General features: G+C 52.3%; 18 protein-coding genes. 3 read left to right on the top strand and 15 right to left on the bottom strand.

The features are described 5' to 3' along the window. Window positions 1-200: 200 nt before the first annotated feature. From KOL94_RS20935 to KOL94_RS20880, 13 genes are all read right to left on the bottom strand, one after another. Window positions 201-626, bottom strand: coding sequence for a hypothetical protein (locus KOL94_RS20935; RefSeq protein WP_221568639.1), 426 nt, complete (start codon window positions 624-626; stop codon window positions 201-203). Between the two features lie 2,049 nt (window positions 627-2,675). Next, window positions 2,676-2,906, bottom strand: coding sequence for a hypothetical protein (locus KOL94_RS20930; protein ID WP_221568638.1), 231 nt, complete (start codon window positions 2,904-2,906; stop codon window positions 2,676-2,678). A gap of 2,692 nt (window positions 2,907-5,598) precedes the next feature. Continuing rightward, entirely contained in the window at window positions 5,599-5,940 is a 342-nt protein-coding gene (locus KOL94_RS20925; RefSeq protein ID WP_221568637.1) for a hypothetical protein, read from the bottom strand. 115 nt (window positions 5,941-6,055) lie between these two features. Then, entirely contained in the window at window positions 6,056-6,889 is an 834-nt protein-coding gene (locus tag KOL94_RS20920) for a DUF7192 family protein (protein ID WP_221568636.1), read from the bottom strand. 80 nt (window positions 6,890-6,969) lie between these two features. After that, window positions 6,970-7,638 (bottom strand): AAA family ATPase, encoded by a 669-nt coding sequence (locus KOL94_RS20915; protein ID WP_221568635.1) that lies wholly within the window; start codon window positions 7,636-7,638, stop codon window positions 6,970-6,972. A gap of 391 nt (window positions 7,639-8,029) precedes the next feature. Next, window positions 8,030-8,203: a hypothetical protein gene (locus KOL94_RS20910; RefSeq protein WP_221568634.1), complete on the bottom strand. Its 174-nt coding sequence runs from the start codon at window positions 8,201-8,203 to the stop codon at window positions 8,030-8,032. Window positions 8,204-8,294: 91 nt separating this feature from the next. Further along, window positions 8,295-8,558: a hypothetical protein gene (locus tag KOL94_RS20905; RefSeq protein ID WP_221568633.1), complete on the bottom strand. Its 264-nt coding sequence runs from the start codon at window positions 8,556-8,558 to the stop codon at window positions 8,295-8,297. 1,502 nt (window positions 8,559-10,060) lie between these two features. Continuing rightward, a complete protein-coding gene (locus KOL94_RS20900) occupies window positions 10,061-10,603 on the bottom strand; it encodes a hypothetical protein (RefSeq protein ID WP_221568632.1) in 543 nt (180 codons plus the stop codon). Window positions 10,604-11,559: 956 nt separating this feature from the next. Beyond that, the gene (locus tag KOL94_RS20895) at window positions 11,560-11,931 is read right to left on the bottom strand and encodes a hypothetical protein (protein ID WP_221568631.1); all 372 of its coding nucleotides are present in this window, start codon (window positions 11,929-11,931) and stop codon (window positions 11,560-11,562) included. 895 nt (window positions 11,932-12,826) lie between these two features. Continuing rightward, on the bottom strand, window positions 12,827-13,024 hold the full coding sequence (locus tag KOL94_RS20890) for a hypothetical protein (RefSeq protein WP_221568630.1): 198 nt from the start codon (window positions 13,022-13,024) through the stop codon (window positions 12,827-12,829). Window positions 13,025-13,276: 252 nt separating this feature from the next. Further along, window positions 13,277-13,531: a hypothetical protein gene (locus KOL94_RS20885; RefSeq protein WP_221568629.1), complete on the bottom strand. Its 255-nt coding sequence runs from the start codon at window positions 13,529-13,531 to the stop codon at window positions 13,277-13,279. 339 nt (window positions 13,532-13,870) lie between these two features. After that, the gene (locus tag KOL94_RS25420) at window positions 13,871-13,996 is read right to left on the bottom strand and encodes a hypothetical protein (protein WP_260412578.1); all 126 of its coding nucleotides are present in this window, start codon (window positions 13,994-13,996) and stop codon (window positions 13,871-13,873) included. A 523-nt stretch (window positions 13,997-14,519) separates the two neighbouring features. Further along, the gene (locus KOL94_RS20880; protein WP_221568628.1) at window positions 14,520-14,753 is read right to left on the bottom strand and encodes a hypothetical protein; all 234 of its coding nucleotides are present in this window, start codon (window positions 14,751-14,753) and stop codon (window positions 14,520-14,522) included. A 1,273-nt stretch (window positions 14,754-16,026) separates the two neighbouring features. On the opposite strand from KOL94_RS20880, the gene KOL94_RS20875 reads away from it, so the two are divergent. Both KOL94_RS20875 and KOL94_RS20870 read left to right on the top strand, forming a co-directional pair. After that, window positions 16,027-16,299, top strand: a complete 273-nt coding sequence (locus KOL94_RS20875; RefSeq protein ID WP_221568627.1) for a hypothetical protein — start codon at window positions 16,027-16,029, stop codon at window positions 16,297-16,299. Window positions 16,300-16,661: 362 nt separating this feature from the next. Continuing rightward, window positions 16,662-16,847 carry a hypothetical protein gene (locus KOL94_RS20870; RefSeq protein ID WP_221568626.1) on the top strand — a complete coding sequence of 62 codons (186 nt, stop codon included), beginning with the start codon at window positions 16,662-16,664 and terminating at the stop codon, window positions 16,845-16,847. A 641-nt stretch (window positions 16,848-17,488) separates the two neighbouring features. On the opposite strand, the gene KOL94_RS20865 is transcribed toward KOL94_RS20870, so the two are convergent. Further along, a complete protein-coding gene (locus KOL94_RS20865) occupies window positions 17,489-17,830 on the bottom strand; it encodes a hypothetical protein (protein WP_221568625.1) in 342 nt (113 codons plus the stop codon). 79 nt (window positions 17,831-17,909) lie between these two features. After that, window positions 17,910-18,602 (bottom strand): hypothetical protein, encoded by a 693-nt coding sequence (locus KOL94_RS20860; protein WP_221568624.1) that lies wholly within the window; start codon window positions 18,600-18,602, stop codon window positions 17,910-17,912. A 656-nt stretch (window positions 18,603-19,258) separates the two neighbouring features. Between KOL94_RS20860 and KOL94_RS20855 the strand changes: the two genes are divergently transcribed. After that, the gene (locus KOL94_RS20855; RefSeq protein ID WP_221568623.1) at window positions 19,259-19,519 is read left to right on the top strand and encodes a hypothetical protein; all 261 of its coding nucleotides are present in this window, start codon (window positions 19,259-19,261) and stop codon (window positions 19,517-19,519) included. Window positions 19,520-19,744: the final 225 nt, after the last annotated feature.

Genomic DNA, 19,744 nt, shown 5'->3' with positions numbered 1-19,744 from the left:
GAACCCGAACATGTTCGATTTATCCTTTGACGGAGTCAGGGGATAAATCAGGACATGTCGGGATAAATCCAGAACGGATTTATCCGAGACCGGTGACGGCGCGAAGCGCCGAAAAAATTTTTCGGCACTGGTTACGGCCGTAACCATTTCCTTAGGTTGAGTCACATGAAGGGGAGCCCCCCAGGGGGCTCCCCTCGTCCTCACCAGGCTTGTCGCCGTCGCTCTTCCTTCCTCTTTCGATCCTGCCGCCGCCGCTCTTCCTGCTTCACCCGGTCCACTCGCCGCCGCTCTTCCTTCCGGTCCCAATCTTCACAACGTCGAACTTCCTTCAGTTCCCAATCGAGTTGTCGCCTCAGTTCCTTGGTCTTCCGGTCTTCTTCACGCTGCTTGGCCGCTTCCGGGCTTTGGTACATCTCACGCAACCCACGGTAGCACCCATAGATCGTCAGGGCGTTGGTGAGAAACAGGCCATAGGCATCCGTGGAGATGTTAAAGAACACCCACGGAATTTGAGCGAACCCATTAACCCCGTAACCTACAGTCTTCTTCGTACGCTCACTGTACGTAGTCAGGAAGAATCCGATTGCCCCGAGCAGTCCGAGAATATACGAAATGATCGTGATCATTGACCTCGATCCCCCTACCTTTTCCGTTCGCTCCGTCGTGGCTTACAAGGAAAACATTACGCGACTCCCTCTCTGGTGTCTATAGCCTCTGACCTGCGGTTTTCTGTATCACGGCAGGCCAGAGGCGGTGTCATTGCAAGTAAAAACCTTATCCTTCTCACCATCTGAGAACTACATTTCACACTTTCACCAAAAATTCACAGAAACTCGGACGATCGTTCAAGCCAACTTCCCTTCTCCGTAGCCCGCGTTTTTCAGAACCAAAACGGACCGCGGAACTCGCTAACAACATCAATACCCCTAATAGCTTGAGAAACATATGTTCAAGGAATCGATTCTCCATCTCAACAGAAAGCGTCTACGACACAAGTTTCACCCGGACATGTTCGATTTATCCTTTGACGAAGTCAGGGGATAAATCAGGACATGTCGGATAAATCAGGATATTTTAATATCTGGATTTATCTGATTCGTTTTTGTACAAAAAAGAGCAGGGCAGGCCCTTTTAAAAGAGCCTGCCCTACAAGCGATTATCGCTTACTTCCCCTTCTTCTTGTAGTATGCCTTCTTAGCGGCCGTCCCAACCGCCTGGCCAGCCGCCTGGCCAGCCGCCTTGGTCCCCTTTACAACTGCCTTTCCGGTAGCCTTGGTGTTCCCTAGGGGACCCTTGCACTTCTCATCGACGAAGGCGTCGCATTCGTCGGGAACGCGGCAGCCAGAGCACATCGCCATGAGCTTCCTCTTTGGTGTCTTTAGGGGCGTCTCCCCCGAACAAGAACAACAGTACCGGGATTCGGCCTCCAACACAACCCGAAACCATCTCACGGTAGTGTGAGGTGTCTTACACCTCCAGTTCATGCCAACGGTCCTATGACGACCAGATCAAGCCCCGACCATCCTGCTCCGTAGCCCGCGTTTTTCAGAACCAAAACGGACCGCGGAACTCGCTAACAACATCAATACCCCTAATAGCTTGAGAAACATATGTTCGATTCTCCATCTCAACAGAAAGCGTCTACGACACAAGTTTCACCCGGACATGTTCGATTTATCTTTTGACGAAGTCAGGGGATAAATCAGGACATGTCGGATAAATCCCAATATAATCATATTGGGATTTATCCGGGGCCGCCGAAGACACTACGATCGGAGATGCGAAACATCGAAGTTCAATTTGAACAAAGCGTGAAGCGCCGAAAAAAATTTTTTCGCTCCGACTACGCTGCGCAATCGTACCCCTCCAGCATAAAGGGGAAGCCCTCATCTGTAGGACTTCCCCTTTATTTTTTAGCTGAATCGGCTTTTACATGATGTTCGAAATTTTTAAGGACATCAAACCAAACGGATGGAATTAGGGCGGTGCTCGAATCATGACACTCCCAGGATCGAGGAAGCTCCGTTTAGGGAACTCGTATGAGCGGCTGGATCGGCTTTTACATGATGTTCAAAATTTTAAGAACATCAAATCAAACGGATGGAATTAGGGCGGTGCTCGAATCATGACACTCCCAGGATCGAGGAAGCTCCGTTTAGGGAACTCGTATGAGCGGTGGATACGCTGACCGTTTCCTACTAACGATCTGCGCTAGTCACTTCTTTTTTACCCTGTTACCGCAATTCTGGCACCACCATACACCAGACTCTGGCGTACGCTCCACCATGTATTCTCCACACTTCGGGCACTCAATCCTCTTCTTTCCCATCGGGGTTTCAATCCCTTCTTTAGAAGCGTCCCACGAACAAGAACAACAGTACCGGGATTCGGCCTCCAACACAACCCGAAACCATCTCACGGTAGTGTGAGGTGTCTTACACCTCCAGTTCATGCCAACGGCTCGGACGACCAGATCAAGCCCCGACCATCCTGCTCCGTAGCCCGCGCTTTTCAGAACCAAAAACGGACCGTAGATCTCTCTAACAACATCAACCCCCCTAACAACTGGCACAAGTACGGATTGACCAACCTACTGGACCAGGTTTCCCCAAACCCCCATTACAGGTAAATACTTCAACCACCGAGGGGAAATGGTTGATCAACGGATCGAGAGCTTACCTCTTATTGCGACAGGTAACTTTCATGAAATCGTCCCCAACTTTTTCCGGTTGACTAGAATGACTCTCGCCGATCTTTCCTCGCTTCGTGCGAAAATGGAACAGACTATTTCCCAACCTATCGATTCTGAACGTGTCATTGAAGGCATAGTTTTCGCCCTTTGCTTCTTTAAGATTCATGTCATATAGGTCGTTGAGGTATCCAACAACCTCACGCAGTGTTGCCATGATCACGACTCCTGATGATTCGGGTGTGTCCTTGTTCCTTACGAACACCCTCAAGATACAATCCTACGGCTGGTCAGACAAGTTCACCAACTGTGACCCATCTCACTACATATGGGGACTTAACCACGGAGGGGAGGTAATACAATCCTACGCCATTTATGTTGCGACAAGAGAAAAACGGAATAAATGTAGACGGCGTGGACCCACGATTTCCCCAACTTTAGGAAGCCAATCTTCCTACGCAAACCGAACCCAGACATGTTCGATTTATCCTTTGACGGAGTCAGGGGATAAATCAGGACATGTCAGATAAATCCGGATATCCTATATCTGGATTTATCCGACCGGCTCGCTTCCAGCGCGAAGCACCGAAAAAAATTTTTTTCGCCTTTATTACACTCCATAACCCTTGATCACACTGTGTAGTTATACTGAACCATTATAAAGAGGAAGCCCTCATATGAGGACTTCCCCTTTATTGTTATGGTCTCGACTTTTTTACATGATCTCCCCCTTCCGCTGACCGTTGTAGTTAAATAATTAAATAAACTTCAAAGACTAGCGTTAGGGCGGTGCTCGGATCATTTTACTTCCATAACGGTTGAGCTATCGGTACTAGTTGCGCTTTCCCTTGCAAGAGGTCAGGTGAACGACCAGCGCCTGACCACCGTTGGGAATCTCGGTACCGCACCCCATCGGGCAGTTACCCTGTAGGGGTCTACCCGTTCCCGATTACTGCTCTGAATCCTCAGGTTCTGTGGAGTCCGTTTCGGCTTCCTCCGGCTGTCCTGTAAAGATTCGAATTACTTCAAGAACCGGATCAATTTCGGCAGCCACTTGAAACCTCCATAGGGAATGGAAAAAGAGCCGTTCTTCTTAATTCGGAGCAAAGGGACCACGAATTTCTCGCGGTCCCTTTGCCCCTTGACTTAGATGGCTATGGAAGCCATCTCCTCAGTTAGTCCGTCTCGGGCTGCTGATCCTGACCCGTACGCTGGTCGGAAGTCCCCTCCTCGGGGTCCTCGTTGCACCCCTTGTGGCTGTGGCAGTATTCCGAGTCCCGCGGGTCCTTCGGCATCATCAATCCTTCCTCATGGTGGGGGCGTCTCCCCCGAACAAACACAACAGTACCGGGTTCTGGACTCTGGTGCAAGCTAAAACCGGGTCATGAGGTGTGTGGTGTCTCACATTGATAATGCCAGTCGCTCGCAAGATGCCCTCTCGATCTGTCGGTTTCGAGAGAACATCCCACAGACTCGAACAACAAGCCCCATCCTCCCGACATCCTTGTAGCCCGCGCTTTTCAGAAACCCAACACTTTCCGCAACCCCTGATGAGTCACGGAGGGGAATTTAGTAACGCAGCCTAGAGAACCTCCATAAGAAGAGCTCCCAGTACCCGACGACGGCGGCGGACTGCCGCCGGATCACACCGAAGGATTCATGCTCTACAAAACGACAGAAAGCAAGTCTCCTACATAAACCACTCGGACATGTTCGATTTATCCTTGGACGAAGTCGGGGGATAAATCAGGACATGTCGGATATATCCGGATGGGATACATCTGGATATATCTTCTCTTAGATTACCTGGACAGTAGATGGGGATGGAGAAGGGTGATCCTGAAAGGGGATCACCCTTCTCCTTACTGTTACTTCCGCCGCTGAAGTTCCGCGCGCGCGGCTTCCCGTACCTCAGGCCGAAGAGCCGTGTTGTTTGCCTTGGACAGAAGCTCGTCCTGCATCAGCCCTCGATAGTCCACCTGTTCACAGGAGCACCCCATCTTCTCATACCTTCGCCCACACGGACAACGCCCAGGCTCTTCCGGCAGTTTCGTCATCATGCTTTCCCTTCGTGTGATGGGCCGAACAAGAACAACTATACTGCGGTACGGACTCTGGTGCAAGGCGAAACCGGATCACAGGATGTGAGATCCCTTACACTTTCATTAATTTTCCCGGCATGGAGTTCTCCTTGACCGACGGTGCGGAGCATCGAAACTCACTTCATATGAAGGCGTGAAAGGCCAAGCTCGCTTTGGTCCCTGAGGCGCATAAAGGGGAAACCCTCACCTGTAGGACTTACCCTTTATTTTTAACAGGCGGCTTTTACATGACCTTCACCCCTTCCGATGATAGCCGTTTTTAAATAATTGAGAACATTCAATGCCTAGCGTTAGGACGGCGCCCGGATCATCACAACTCCTGCTAGGTATCTCTCTCTAGAACTCCCCTGAACTCCTCTGTTGAGGGCGGTGACCACGCCCATGAGACCGGCACCAGGGCAACTTGCAGCACTCACACACAAAAGCGGAACGTCGACCGCAAATGTTACACATCATTCCTCCTCAAGGGCGTCTCCCCTTTGACTTGAACTACAGTACCAGGCTCCGTCCTCCAGCACAAATCCAAACCACACATACCGAACTAGCCTGCTGCAGCCACAAAGGAGGCGGGGGCGAATCCCTTTAAATGCGTATGAGCGTAGCGAAGTCCGACTTCCCCTTCACCAACAGACGTACGCTACCAACACGAGCCCCTTCGGCATGTTCGATTTATCCTTTGACGGAGTCAGGGGATAAATCAGGACATGTCGGATAAATCCGGATATTTTAATATCTGGATTTATCCGACCGGCTCGCTTCCAGCACGAAGCGCCGAAATTTTTCCCCTGTTACGCTCCGTAACGCTGGTTACGGAGCGTAATTCCAGCCGTATTCATTCAGGTTTCCGATTTCAATATCAATCGCCAAAAGGACCGAAACGAAAGGGATCTTTTCCTTGCCATAAGCGGAACGGTAAAGCTCGACCGCCCTTTGCCGTGTAATGCTACGCCGCTTCATGCCTTTTGCTAGCATTCGGGCGAATGCCGCCTGAGTAAACGGGGAAACCGCCACCGCTCGAAATTCGACGGTTTCCATTTGATAGGCGGTTTTAAAAAGAATGCGGGCGCCCGATCGGGTAATGGTCCCGGAATTAATCTCTGTTACTAGCATGTCTGCAAACTGCTTTTGGATGCTGACGGAAACCATCATGCCGTTATTCCCCTCTATCACCTTGCGCCTTTTAAATCTAGCGAATGGGGCAAGCGACATTCCGGAGAATGCCACTCACCCGAAACGCTAGCATTTGAGCGATTCGTAATCCAGGTTATTTCAGTTCGATTCCCTGGGCCTTCAATTCTGAGCGTACCCATTCTGTAGCGGCGTTTTCACTCTTCCATTGCGAATCCCTGCCACGCATGGCACCTAGATAAATGGTTCCCGACTCTACCTCTTTAACATCTGTCGATTTTCCGTATCCGTCGCCCTTCCCAATCCCTACCTTATAGCGAATATCCTTTCCTTCGCATTCCCTCGCCGAGAAAACAAGACGCCGGAACATGGAAGGATGGGCAAGCGCAAAGGCGAGACTAGGCAGGTTGACCTTTTCCTGACTCTTCTTAAGGGCAATGCGGTATTCAATCGATTCTCCGCCATTGCTGGCATGGGATACCGCTACAGCCACAATTTCACACCTTCGCCCCGCACGTTCTAGCGTGGCCACCAGCGCGGTAATGGCGGCTCCTCGTCGCTCAATCACTGAAGTTTTCACACTCGCTGAAGCGGAAATGTTGACGAGAAACCGAACGATCTTTCCTTTTCCCGGACGGGGGCGGTTGGTCTCTTGCAGCGTGACATATGGCTGCGGGTGACCGGTGAGGTAATTTCCCATGGACAACACGCCGGGGCCTACTTCCCGCATAGCGGTGGTTCGGCGGGTCTTCCTGCCCTTGGGGGCGAGCGTCACGCTTTGCTGCGCGAAACGTCGCGCCCCTTCCTGCCATCCATCGGCAAGGTGAGTTGCCTCCTCCCAGCTCGACGTACCGGTAAACTCCTGATTCCCCTTTGTGCGAGAGGAACGGCGATACGTCGGCATATCGCTGGGCCCCTTGGCAAAATCGACAAAGGCGGAAAGACTGCCAAACTGCCGGAATACGTCCATTTCTAAAAAGCCTTTCCCTTGGTGAAAGCATTTCCGCCAAGGGGAGGGGGGCGGAGCCCCCCTCCCACCATTACGACCGGTTACATCTTCGCGAGTATCGACCGCTTCGCGTCCGGGCTTACTCCCTTCCAGAGTACCAAATTGGCGACGGTCTCCCGGTCCATCCCCTTTCGAAGCAGCTTCGCGCCGTTGATGCTGGCGCGCGGGGTAACCAGTAGCGAAACTCCGGCAAGCTCAGCAGCTGCCCGGACCTCCTGAACGTAGATCACCCAATCAGTTTGGTCCTCTCCGGCCGCCTTTTGCTCCAGAGCCTCATCATACGACCATTCGACTATGGCGAATCGGTCGAGTGTGGCCGCGTCCAACTGCTCACGTCCCACGTAATCATTGCTTGCACCGTCCCCGAACGTGTTCGCACCTGCAATCAGTACGAAATTCTCGTGACGGGGCACGTTCTTCCCATCGGGGAACGTAACCGTTTCTCCTGCCTCGACGGACGCGAGGAGGTTGATAGAAACCAGTACGGCAGGATTCGACGCGTCCATTTCATCCAAAAGAATGACGCCGCCCTTTTCGAATGCCTCACGGATTACTCCGGGAATGTAATTTCCGTTGGGGCCGACAAACCCGAAAAGATCCCACTTCGTCATCATCGGATTACATGATTCCGACTTGAACGACAGTCCCATTTCTTCGGCTACCTGACGACCTGCGGTAGACTTCCCGGAGCCGGCCGGACCCACAAGCATTACCGGCACACCTGCCTGAGCGGTCGCAAGAAGCGTCGAAAATGCCTTGTGTCGCCGCTTCGGTTCCTCTTCCCTAGGGAAGGCTTCACAGATCGGGCAGTAGCGCGGGAGCGGACCCGGTACGGCCTTCCGGTTCCACGGACCGCCGCAATGCTGGCAAGTAAGCCTCTGATTCGGCGTACTCGTTGGCTTCGCCGGGCGGTGTTTCGGACAGAAACGCGGGGGGCGTCCGGGACCGGACGGACGGCTCCACTTTTCTCCGTCAAACTCACACGTAAATTCCTGCATCTGCATGCCTTTTTGCTCCTTTATTCGTAAACGAAAGGGGACCTCTGTTAAGAGATCCCCTTTCGTTTTTATACAGTATTACCTCTACCTTGCCGAACACCCGTCAGATGTTCACGGGCACCGTTCCCGTCACCCGGACATAGTCCACATGGAACCATCCGGCCGTACTCTCGTTCTTGTCGTCACCGTCGAACAGAACGAACACCTTACCGTCATTCTGTGCCATGCCACGGGCGACAATGAGGCCGGAACGGTTGTAAACGGTGCAAGTACGCATGTGCTTTCTCCCTCTACATTCTGCATTGACTTTCAATGCATATGACCAGAGACAAACCCGAAAGCTTGTCAATGGCCAGACACGTTGAATGTCAGATGACCCGTTCTGCCGTGAATTCCGGATATACTACATATTCATCCGGAACATGCCAGAAATAGGTGGAAAGGGAAGGGTTTCCATTCGCCATATAGAAAGTGGCGACTACCTTTCCACCGGGAACCGTCCATTCCTTAATGGAATAGTCCGGATCTCTTTCGAACATTCCGACCATTGCCCAAAAGAGTACATCCGAAACTGGGATTTCGCTATCATCCCCGACATTGTATTCCGTAATGTATACCGGATTAGCTCGCATGTTTTTCTTCCTGTTAATAGTCCTTGTTCAATTCCCGAATTTTTGGTTCCCTACAGGTGCCACCCTGCGTCGGATCTAGCGCAAGAGGCTTCGGTGACCTGCCCTTTGGGCGAGTGTCGCATTCCGCTATCCGGTATCTTCTATCCGGTCCACTATCGAGTTTTCAAGAATCAAGCACTAGCAGGAGGTCCGAACGCTGGTGTTTCGCTCTTTGCTCCGTCGTGCTGACAAGGAAAACATTACGGGATTGCCGATCCCACGTCTATAGCGTCTGACCTGCGGTTTTCCCTATCATCCCAGGTCAGAGGGGGAGGATGGATTGAAAAAATCCCCGATTTTCTCAGCATCTGAGACGAAATTCACCCACTGTTATCAAAAAGCCTGACCGATTCACAGAGCGTAACTGGAGCAGTGGGGCCATACTAACTCAGTTCCGTGTGAGATATCTCACACTCGACAGATGACCAACCAGCGCCACCCGATCAGGCCCCCCGCCCTTTTTTGCCCGTCCTCCCACCTTTTCACTTCCCGGCGCGCTGGACGGGCAAGGGGATCGTGGAATACCGCAGCGTAGCGAGGATATGCCGCGAAAGCCCCTTGACCGGGAGGTGCGCCGGGATACCCTGGAGAAAGGAGGACGGGCGGGGGCGTAGCCCCCTAAAAATGCGTATGAGCGTAGCGAATTCCTCGGGGCCGCTAGGCCCCATAAAAGGCATGAGCGTCTAGCGAATTCCAATATCCCATCCTCCGAAAGACAGCGCGCCACCAACACTAACCCACTTCGACATGTTCGATTGATCCTTTGACGAAGTCAGGGGATCAATCAGGACATGTCCGATAAATCCCGATATCCCATATCGGGATTTATCCGAGACCGGCGGCGCGGAGCGCCACTGAAGATGCGGAGCATCGAAACTCCCTTCGAGTGAAGGCGTGAAACCCCAAAACTTGCTTCGGTCCCTTGAGGCGCGAAGCGCCGAAAAAAATTTATTTGGCGCCCCCGTCACGCTCTGTCACCATTCCTTACACTGAGTAACTTCACAAGTTCACAAGCCGAACTAAAGAAAGCGACCAGCCTCCCCCGGAGACTGGTCGGCGCTTTCTGTCGTCGCTGGTTGGAATTCCCCTTTAAACGGTACCGGTTTTTACATGATCTTCACCCTTCTGAAGACAATCGTAGATTGGTAAACTTCAATTTTTAGATTACGGCGGCGCACTTTGGACACTTGGTTGCTTATGCCTGGAACAATACAATGTGTAACAGTACTGGCAAGCGTAGATCTTACTACCTGGATAATGCTGAACCAGATAGCTTTTCTTTCACTTTCCGCAAGACATCCGCTTAGCCATGGTCTCTACTCCTTGATTCCATCTCGGGGGCATCTCCCCCTGGCGAGAACTACAGTATCGGACTGTGGGCATAATGCAAGTCGATACCACCCTAAGAAGTGTGTCCTTCTTCACATCCCCAGCCATAGACAACTACTTGCCGAGTGATACACTCATGCACCAACATCAATGATTACCCATTCCCCTTGTTCTGGAACGAACATCACGTTTCGATCGTGCAAGTCGAACAAGTCAAAAGTTTCACGAATTTCTGTCAACGTTTCGTAATTACACTTCCCGCTAAAACGCTGACAATTACAAGTGTCATAACAAATGTAGGTTTCCGGAAACACACCCTTGACAAACTCCATAGCCATTACTGGTTGGCCGGAAAGTTCATAAAGTGTAAATTTAGGAAACCTGACACCCGGCATCGTTTTTCTGCTTTGGAAAATGCAAACGATGTTTTCGAATTCTCCATAGTTGTTCTGTCCGTATTCGTAATCGTAAGTGTGTTGAACTTTGTAAATCACTCTGTCCGGCGAAAGGTAAGCAATACGAAAACTGCCACGGCCAACAAGTTCCCACCCTTCCGGCATTTTCACGCGCCGAACGGGACCAATGAAATTGCGGGTAACGCATTCGTCCGTTTCCTTTTTCTTATCTTTCACGTAACGAAGAATCCGTTCCGCATCACGGGCATTTCCTACGATCATGTCCGTACCTCTTCCGTTCGTTTCGTCTCGCTGACAAGGAAAACATTACAGGGGGCCCGAACCCCTGTCTATAGCCTTTGACCTGCGGTTTTGTATATCGTCGCAGGTCAGAGGGGGTGTGATGAATGGAAAAAATCCCGGATTTTCTCACCATCTGAGACGAAATTCACCCATTGTTATCAAAAAACCTAACCGATTTACAGAGCGTAACCGGAGCCGTCGGGACACTGCTGAATCCGTTCTGTGTGAGATATCTCACACTCGACAGATGACCAACCAGCGCCACCCCGATCAGGCCCCCCCGCCCTTTTTTGCCCGTCCTCCCACCTCTTCACTTCCCGGCGCGCTGGACGGGCAAGGGGATCGTGGAATACCGCAGCGTAGCGAGGATATGCCGCGAAAGCCCCTTGACCGGGAGGTGCGCCGGGATACCCTGGAGAAAGGAGGACGGGCGGGGGCGTAGCCCCCTAAAAATGCGTATGAGCGTAGCGAATTCCTCGGGGCCGCTTGGCCCCATAAAAGGCATGAGCGTCTAGCGAATTCCAATATCCCATCCTCCGAAAGACAGCGCGCCACCAACCTAACCCACTTCGACATGTTCGATTGATCCTTTGACGAAGTCAGGGGATCAATCAGGACATGTCGGATAAATCCCGATATCCCATATCGGGATTTATCCGAGGCCGGCGGCGCGGAGCGCCGCTGGCCTCGAAACTCCCTTCGAGTGAAGGCGTGAAACCCCAAAACTTGCTTCGGTCCCTTGAGGCGTGAAGCGCCGAAAAAAATTTATTTGGCGCTCCCATTACACTCTGTCACCATCCCTTACAACCCGTAAAGGGAGGAACCTCGCGGCTCCTCCCTTTACTCACCCGGCTCAGCGTGCTCCATAACCAAAACATTACGGAGCGTTATCGAGAGCCCAAAAGAGGGGTTGCCGGATCACGGTTATTTAACCGTCATGCCTTCCTGTGGCCTTGCTTTCGACGAGGGATGTTCGCCTCATCCAAGAGTTGAGAAACCAACCCGGTTCCGATCTTCTGTCCGGTGATATCACGAATAGTATTATGTAGACTGATTTCTACAAGCCCCTTGCCTTCTTCGTACAACCTGACGACCTCGGTACGTAGCCTTTCACGCTCTTTACCGCTATATTTCTGACGGCGTCCGCGCGCACGAAGGGTGATATCCGCATCAGTCAAGAATCTGTGAACCGTGGAGTATGGGATATTCAGCTCTACGACAATATCCATGAGACCCTTCTGTTCTTTGTACAGCTGGATCACCTTGTCACGATCTTGACGGGTGTACTCCCTGGGCTCTCTTGCCATTTTGTTTTCCTTCCCTGCGCTGTTTGCTGTGCCGGAAAAATTTTTGTGGCAAGCCCCCAACGAAAGCGAGCAGAAAGATACTAGCTGCTTACGTTGGGGGCTTAAAAATCACCTAATGGCTTACTGCTTGCCGAATTCCTCCAGCACCTGATCCGCATAAGCGCGGAGGTATTGGAATGCTATCTCGGGATGTGTGTACTTGGCCGCCATCTTCCGCAGCGTGTTCCCGTAGTCGTTCAGTTAGCGGACGTACACCCTGAACTCGAACGTCACAGCCTTCTTCAAATCGGAACGAATGGCGACTCGGTCTGCTTCGAAAAGCTCCACTGTAACCTCACTTGCTCGTTAGATCCCGTTGACAAGAAAAACATTACCGGATTCCGCCCCCTGAGTCAAAACGCGCTGACCTGCGATCATGCACGTTTCCGCAGGTCACAGAGCCGACAAAAAATGCGAGTGTGACCCTCCTCACACCGGCCGTTCTCGATTTGACGCGGGCGGTTCCTCTGGTAGAGTGGAACTTGTCAGAGCAAGCGATAAGGGAGAAACCTGTATGAAAAACGGTAAGGTTATTCAATTCCCTTCCAAGAAGTGTAATTACTGTCGTGCGCGTCCGGCTCGGTCCGACTGCCCAAACCCTAAGGGGTCGTGTGGCAGGTGTGAGGGTTGTTGCTATGTTACAAACAGAAGTAACACCTAGCGTGCTTGACGGGGACCGGCCCCCGTGAGTGGGCCGGTCCCCTGATCATCACCAACGGGTGATCACTGGTCACAGAGGGACTTACTCGATTTGACTCGGACAACAACTCTGGTAAAGTGGAACCTGTCTGAACAAGCGACGTAAGACAATAACATGAACATGCAGACGGTGACCACTCAGGAAGCACTCAACAAGTCAATCGAGGATGGCGTAACTGAAATCGAGGTCAGGAATGGTGGCTGACGACCCCCAACCCTCCGCACCACGCGGAGCGGTGACACCGTAGCCGACCGGAAAAATCATACCAATTTCACCCACTGTCATAAAAACATTAAACGGAACTTCATCACCCTTCCGGACCCCAACGACTCGTTCCCGTGTGAGAAATCTCACTCTGGTAGACTACCGACGAGCGTCGCCCATTCTAACCCTCGCCTTTTTTTGCCCGTCCTCCTACCGATTTCCCTCTCGGTGAACTGGACGGTCAAGGGGTTCGTAGAATACGTAGCGTAGCGAATTCCGCTGTCCACTTATCGGTGGATATTGTGGTACGGAATCCACTCATGCCGACATGTTCGATTTATCCTCCAGGATAAATCAGGACATGTCGGATAAATCCCGATATCCCATATCGGGATTTATCCATTAAAGTCTAACAGCGATCGGATGGGTAATCCGCCCTCGCTTAATTCCCTTCGCAAGAATGAAAGCGAAATGCTCGCATGTCTGACGGTTTACCTTTACGGACCGATATTCGATGGTGTCCACCTGGTATGCCGTTTGGAAAAGGGTTCGGGCCTCTTCCTTCGTAATATTACCGGACTGTATACCCTTTACCAACATTTCTGTATATTGCCGCTGGATCTCTTCCGAAATCACAATCCTGTTTCCTGCCTGCATTTCCGGTATCCCCTTTTAACATCTAGCGGATTTAGCAACGGCACCCTTTCGGATACCCATTACTAGACTCGCTAGAGCGAAATCCCACCTTCCGTCACCGGGTGTTAAGCGGTTTTCAGTGAGTAATCATTTCTTTTCCTTCCAGAAAAACGGGTGAGCGATAATGCCGGAACGTCCATTCACAATTGCAGTACGCATCTTACCTCTTGTCCTTTTCCATTCATAATGCATTGACGTTCAATGTATTTGACCAATGACAATCCCGGAATTTTGCCAATGGCCAGACACGTTGAATGTCTACAACAGTTGTCGAACTCCAGTTATAAACGGAGATTTCGTTTAGTTCTTTTTCCTCTTCCGTAGGCGGTCTATGTCGTCTTGCTTCTCCCGTTCCTTCCGCTCCCGATTCTCCTTTGATTCCTGGTTCTTCTTCTTAACCTTACGCCTCAATTCCTCGTCGGCCATGGGTCATTCTCCTTCTCCGCTAATCGATTGACGTTCAACCGATCTAGCGAATGACCGTTGCCCAAAGGGCAACGGCCACCACTAGACCCGTTAAAGGTCAGTCCGCAGAGGCGCGCTAGAGTCCCTTTGTGATTCGGTGACTCTCAACGAATGCCCGGTTTTCGGATTCCCGGTCGCCCCGGTAAACCATAACCGTAATAGTCCGGGCGTGAGTGTAAAGCTGAGAGTTCCGGATTTCGTAGGCGTAGGTTTCCAGGATATCGGAAAGTGATTTACCTACCTCCCACAAACCGTTGTAATTTCGCCCGGTATCGCGGGAAACCAGAATATCGCACCTTCCGCACTCTGTCAGGTTGTGCTCATGTGTGTACACAACGTCAATGGAGTACACACAATCTCCGATGCTTGATATGCGAACCTTTGCGAATTCCATTCTCTCGCCCCTCTAATCGATTGACGTTCAACCGATTTAGCGAATGGCCGTTGCCCAAAGGGCAACGGCCACCACTAGACCCGTTAAAGGTCAGAACGGCGGGCAATTCGGGCAACCGTCAGGCGCTGCCTGCGGGTTGCTGTGACCGTGCTTGATGGCTGCCATTGCTTCCTCCGGCATAAAGCCACAGCTCGCCCATTCGGCGGCCTCCTGGGGCAGGAAACCGAGAGTCATGTACTTCATGGCCACATCCCCGAGCTTGAACTGCGATGCCCTCTCCCGGTAAATCTTCCAGTACATTTCCCAGGTCAGGATGACGACCATAACGGACTCAAACACTTTTTTTGCCCTTCCATTCGGCGATTACTTTGTTGTGTAGTGGACGGGAATTCACAGTTCCCTATCTCCGGTCATTGCTCGCGGGTACCGGGCACCCTCGCAGGTAAAACACCTTTTCCCACTTGGGGAACGCGTGCGCTTCCTGCCTTCCGTGCGGCTCCACTACCGGCCGCGCGACTCTCGCGCTTCCTCCTGCGTTGCGTACCCCTTCCGTTCGCTCCGTCGTGCTGACAAGGACAACACTATGGGATTTCGTCCCCTGCGTCAAAACGCGCTGACCTGCGAAGATGCACAAAACCGCAGGTCAGAGGGGGTCTCCATCCATCGAAAAAAACCGGGTTTCTCACCATCTGAGACGACATTCACCCATTGTCATCAAAAACCGGACCCGATCAACAACGCGTGACGATGACCACCGGGTCCCCGGTGACTCGGTCCGGTGGGAGATAACTCACACTGCCAGATGACAGACGGGCGTCACTCCCTGCTCCATAGCCCGCGCTTTTCAGAACCAAAACGGACGGGAAGTCTCTCCATCCCAACAACCCCAAATCCCTGATCAGCATGGGATACCTACTGCTGGATTAACAACGACCGGATCCTGATCTAGAACTACCTCTTTCCGCAACCATCCTAAAAAGGTCGCGGGGGGCGGGGGTCCGGAGGAGCCCCCCGCGAGGTTCGCAAGGAGCGCCAGCGACGCAGCCCGGAGGGCCGCCATAAGGAGGGCCGCCAGGGCCCGACGACGGCGGCGGACTGCCGGATCGATCCGGAGGATCGATGCCCCACCCACCACAGAAAGCAAGTATCCTACATAAACCAAACACTGACATGTTCGATTTATCCTTTGACGAAGTCAGGGGATAAATCAGGACATGTCGGATAAATCGCTGGATATGTTTATATCCAGATTTATCCGATGCGAGCGGAGACCCGAAGCGTCGGAGCCCCGAAGCGTCGGAGCCCCTCCATTGGAAGATGCGGAGCATCGTCCCCCCTCTACACGCGAGGCGTGAAACGCCGAGTACACAAGTCGAGACGCAACGCGCCGAGGTAAGCTCCGGTCTTGGCGGCGCGGAGCGCCAAAAAAATTTATTGCCGGGATTACACTCTGTCACCATCCCTGACACTACGTAAAGGGGAGCCTACGGGGGCTCCCCTTTACGTACCAGCGTTTCGGGCCTTACACCACCACCGAATCCGAGCCAGCGGTCACCTCCGAACCCGGATCAGCATACACCACCGAATCCGGACCAGCGTGCACCTCCGAACCCGAATACCGGATCAGCATACACCACCGAATCCGGACCAGCGTGCAACTCCGAACCCGAATAGGCGTACACCTCCGAACCCGAATAGACGTACACCACTGAGCCCGGACCAGCGTACACCTCCGAACCCGAACCAGCGTGCACCTCCGAACCCGAATCAGCGTACACCACTGAACCCGGACCAGCGTACACCTCCGAACCCGGACCAGCGTGCACCTCCGAACCCAAATCAGCGTACACCTCCGAACCCGGATCAGTGAACACCTTCGAACCCAGACCAGCGTGCACAGTGGTCGTACCCCTCACACGGAAAGCACCGCCCTTGACCACGACTCCCGTGGCACCGTTCCCGATCGCCTCGTTGAACTCTTCCTGGGTGGTCACCGTCTGCATTTCACTACCTTTCGTTCTTCGTCGTGCTGACAGGGAAAACATTACTGGATTCCATCCTCCTGAGTCAAAACGCGCTGACCTGCGATGATGCAGAAAACCGCAGGTCAGCGCGCCGGTAAAAAGACGTGTGTGACCCTCCTCACATCGGGCGTTCTCGATTTGCATACAGAACTGGTCATGACTAATATAGTGATTGTTCAAGGGATACGCCTCTAACAGGAGTAAATAGATGAACAACCAGGTTCGGCCCTTCATTGTGCTTGTCGGTTCTGTCATCGGTGGTATTGCCTTTGGCAATTTCCTCGGCGATTACGTGTCCATTCACGGGGTTCCTTTCCTCAGTTCAGACAGCCATGATGCTCTGATAGCGAGCATCGTTACAATCATGCTTTATAAGAAGTTCGAAAACGAGTAAGGAGGAACCTGGTAGGGTGAAACCCGGCGCTGTGGGAGGAATCCAAACCTCTCATAGTGTCGGGTTTCTGCATGAGGTCTCTACAGGGGCGGACAAAAAAGCGAGTGTGACCTTCCTCACAACCGATAGACAGTAAACCAGCTCCACCACCCGCCAGGGTCCCCCCGCCCTTTTTTGCCCGTCCTCCCACCGATTCCCTTCCCGGTGCGCTGGACGGTCAAGGGGATCGTGGAATACCGCAGCGCCAGCGAGGATATGCCGCGAAAGCCCTTTGACCGGGAGGGGCACCGGGATATACTTGGGAAAGGAGGACGGGTGGGGGCGAAGCCCCTAAAAATGCGAATGAGCGAAGCGAATTCCACGGGGTTGTCAGGCCCCACAAAAAGGGATGAGCGTCCAGCGAATGCCAATATCCTCCGACTGGAAGTGGACGACCAACACGAATCACCTGACGGAGACGCGAAGCGTCGGAGTCCCTTCGTGGAAGATGCGAAGCATCGAGTCACACTTCGCACGAGGCGTGAAACGCCGAGTAAAAGTCGCCGGATCAAGGCGCAACGCGCCGAGAGGAACTCCGGTCTTTGAGGCGCGAAGCGCCGAAAAAAATTTTTTAGAGCGCCCGTTACGCAGCGTAACCCTGGTTACGCTGCGTAATGTGCAATTCCGAATTCGTTTAGGTCCCCTATGGCTATGTCAATGGCCAAAAGCGCGGAACCAAAATCGACCTTTCCCATTCCATAGGCGAAACGATAAAGCTCGACCGCTTTTTTTCGTGTAATGCGGCTTTGCTTGATCCCTTTTGCCAGCTCCAGAGCGAATGCTGCTTGAATTCTCGGCGAAACCATCACCGCTCGATATTCGGCCTTTTCCATTCCATAGGCCTTTGTAAAAAGAATGCAGGCGCCCTCTTCGGTAATCGCACCGAAATGAATACCTGGTTCCAGCATTCCCCAGAACTTCTCTTGCGTGGTGGGGGAAACCATACTTTCTCCTTACCATCTGGGTATTAGGAGAACAGTATTATTCGGGAATGCTGCTCTCCCAAACCTGCATTCCTCCAAATTACTGGGGATTCTTTCGGATAATCTGAACGTCAGCGGAATGGAAATGCACTACCGCTTTAGCGTTCACGAATACCGCTGCCGCATCTTCGTGGTACTGAACCTGACCAAAGGTGTACACCCGCACCCCGTCATAGGCGTGAACCGTCGCCTTATCGTGAAGATATACCTTCACATTCCCACGGGCATTAACCTTTGCCGAACCACCGGCAATAACCGTTGCATTCTCCCATGCATTAACCGTTACCCTGTGGGAGATCCTTACGGTCGCTGCTCCGGTTACAGACAGCTCTATGTTTTGTTGAGAAACGCGAATTTCCTCCGGCAATTCATAGGGGTCCGAAGAAATTTCAATACGTGTGGCACCGTCCCGAATAGCCTTGTCGAATTCTTCTTGCGACAATACCTTAATCAATGCTCCACTAGGCTTCTGAGGCTTTTTCTCGTTCTTCAAAAACCGTACGTTCTCGTTTCCCTGCTCGTCCCGCACCTTGAACCAATCGGCCCTACATCCGTTCACCCTCTCGTCATCAAAAATGACAAATACCTTACCGATCACGGTCGCTTCTGCGTCGTTGAAAAAGATCCCCTCTTCGGTAATCCTAATTGCCTCGGGGTCCATCCATTCGGCGGGTTCACCATTGACGATAACGCGAACCAGTCCATTCACCTTGCCGGGGCGACCATCGACCATTACGCGCATGTCTACTCTCGCTTTCTTGTTCGCTCCGTCGTGCTGACAGGGAAAACATTACGGGATTCAAGTCCCCCTGTCAAACCGCTCTGACCTGCGGTTTTGTGCATCGTCGCAGGTCAGAGCGGTGCAATCAATCAAAAAAACATCGAGATTTCTTAGGATGTGAGACAGTTATTACGCACGGTGAGCGACTAACCAATCCCCATTTACAGCGCGTAACCGGTTAGACGCCGGTTTCGTCCTCCCCTTAGATGTGAGATACCTCACACCGGGATACCCTGATTAGTCGGCGTTATCTAACCGCCCAATTACCAAGCTTCTAGTTACGCTCTGTTGATTTGTGTTTGGCTTATCTATTACGGAGCGTCACTTTTGTCTCGTATGCTGAGAAACTAAGATTTTTTTCGGGATGACACCACCCCCTCTGACCTGCGACGATGCACAAAACCGCAGGTCAGAGGCTATAGACAGGGGTTCGGGCCCCCTGTAATGTTTTCCTTGTAAGCACGACAGAGCGAAGGGAAGTCATCATGAACATTTATCTGGAGTGGAGTTCGCTTATTTTCGCAGTTCTCGTACTTCTCGCTTTGCCTCTCTGTTCAGGGAAGCGAAGCGAGAAGTACGAGAAGTACCAGATTTGGTGTAAATCGGTGATGAAAATTCTTTTTTCCGTCTTCGGCGTGATCACCGCAAGTTTGTATGTCTGGATTTTCATCTATTCGCTCATATGGGGCGAAATCATCATGAACATTTATCTGGTGTGGTGGACGCTTATTATCATTCTCGTAGTTCTCGTAGCTCTCTTTTCAGAGAAGCGAAGCGAGAAGTACGAGATCGTCTTCTACGTGATCTTCGCAAGTTTGTTTGTCTGGTTTCCCATCTATATGCTCATATGGAATCCCTCTCTCCTATAATCCCCCGTTAACCGTTTGGCCCCCTGCGGTGTGAGACTCCTCACACCGCAGGGGCTTGCACCACGGGGTTCCGTCCACTACACTAAGTATTACGCCAAACCGCACCCCTCACGGGGTGCCAGCGGCGACGGGGACGTAGCGTAGCAAGGTGGGTTGGAGCGCTCGTGGGCTTGGTTGGGCGCGAAGCGCCTCAACCGCCCACGGTGCTCCAACCCACCGCGCGGA

Source organism: Alkalihalobacillus sp. TS-13 (assembly GCF_019720915.1).
In the GTDB taxonomy this organism is placed as follows: Bacteria; Bacillota; Bacilli; order Bacillales; family Fictibacillaceae; genus Pseudalkalibacillus.
This window is presented reverse-complemented; position numbering and strand designations above follow the sequence as displayed.

Excerpts from the sequence above, each read along its gene's own strand:
- KOL94_RS20935 (WP_221568639.1), bottom strand. The coding sequence starts at position 626 with ATGATCACGATCATTTCGTATATTCTCGGACTGCTCGGGGCAATCGGA.
- KOL94_RS20930 (WP_221568638.1), bottom strand. The coding sequence starts at position 2,906 with ATGGCAACACTGCGTGAGGTTGTTGGATACCTCAACGACCTATATGAC.
- KOL94_RS20925 (WP_221568637.1), bottom strand. The coding sequence starts at position 5,940 with ATGATGGTTTCCGTCAGCATCCAAAAGCAGTTTGCAGACATGCTAGTA.
- KOL94_RS20920 (WP_221568636.1), bottom strand. The coding sequence starts at position 6,889 with ATGGACGTATTCCGGCAGTTTGGCAGTCTTTCCGCCTTTGTCGATTTT.
- KOL94_RS20915 (WP_221568635.1), bottom strand. The coding sequence starts at position 7,638 with ATGCTTGTGGGTCCGGCCGGCTCCGGGAAGTCTACCGCAGGTCGTCAG.
- KOL94_RS20910 (WP_221568634.1), bottom strand. The coding sequence starts at position 8,203 with ATGCGTACTTGCACCGTTTACAACCGTTCCGGCCTCATTGTCGCCCGT.
- KOL94_RS20905 (WP_221568633.1), bottom strand. The coding sequence starts at position 8,558 with ATGCGAGCTAATCCGGTATACATTACGGAATACAATGTCGGGGATGAT.
- KOL94_RS20900 (WP_221568632.1), bottom strand. The coding sequence starts at position 10,603 with ATGATCGTAGGAAATGCCCGTGATGCGGAACGGATTCTTCGTTACGTG.
- KOL94_RS20895 (WP_221568631.1), bottom strand. The coding sequence starts at position 11,931 with ATGGCAAGAGAGCCCAGGGAGTACACCCGTCAAGATCGTGACAAGGTG.
- KOL94_RS20885 (WP_221568629.1), bottom strand. The coding sequence starts at position 13,531 with ATGCAGGCAGGAAACAGGATTGTGATTTCGGAAGAGATCCAGCGGCAA.
- KOL94_RS25420 (WP_260412578.1), bottom strand. The coding sequence starts at position 13,996 with ATGGCCGACGAGGAATTGAGGCGTAAGGTTAAGAAGAAGAACCAGGAA.
- KOL94_RS20880 (WP_221568628.1), bottom strand. The coding sequence starts at position 14,753 with ATGGTCGTCATCCTGACCTGGGAAATGTACTGGAAGATTTACCGGGAG.
- KOL94_RS20870 (WP_221568626.1), top strand. The coding sequence starts at position 16,662 with ATGAACAACCAGGTTCGGCCCTTCATTGTGCTTGTCGGTTCTGTCATC.
- KOL94_RS20865 (WP_221568625.1), bottom strand. The coding sequence starts at position 17,830 with ATGGTTTCCCCCACCACGCAAGAGAAGTTCTGGGGAATGCTGGAACCA.
- KOL94_RS20860 (WP_221568624.1), bottom strand. The coding sequence starts at position 18,602 with ATGGTCGATGGTCGCCCCGGCAAGGTGAATGGACTGGTTCGCGTTATC.
- KOL94_RS20855 (WP_221568623.1), top strand. The coding sequence starts at position 19,259 with ATGAAAATTCTTTTTTCCGTCTTCGGCGTGATCACCGCAAGTTTGTAT.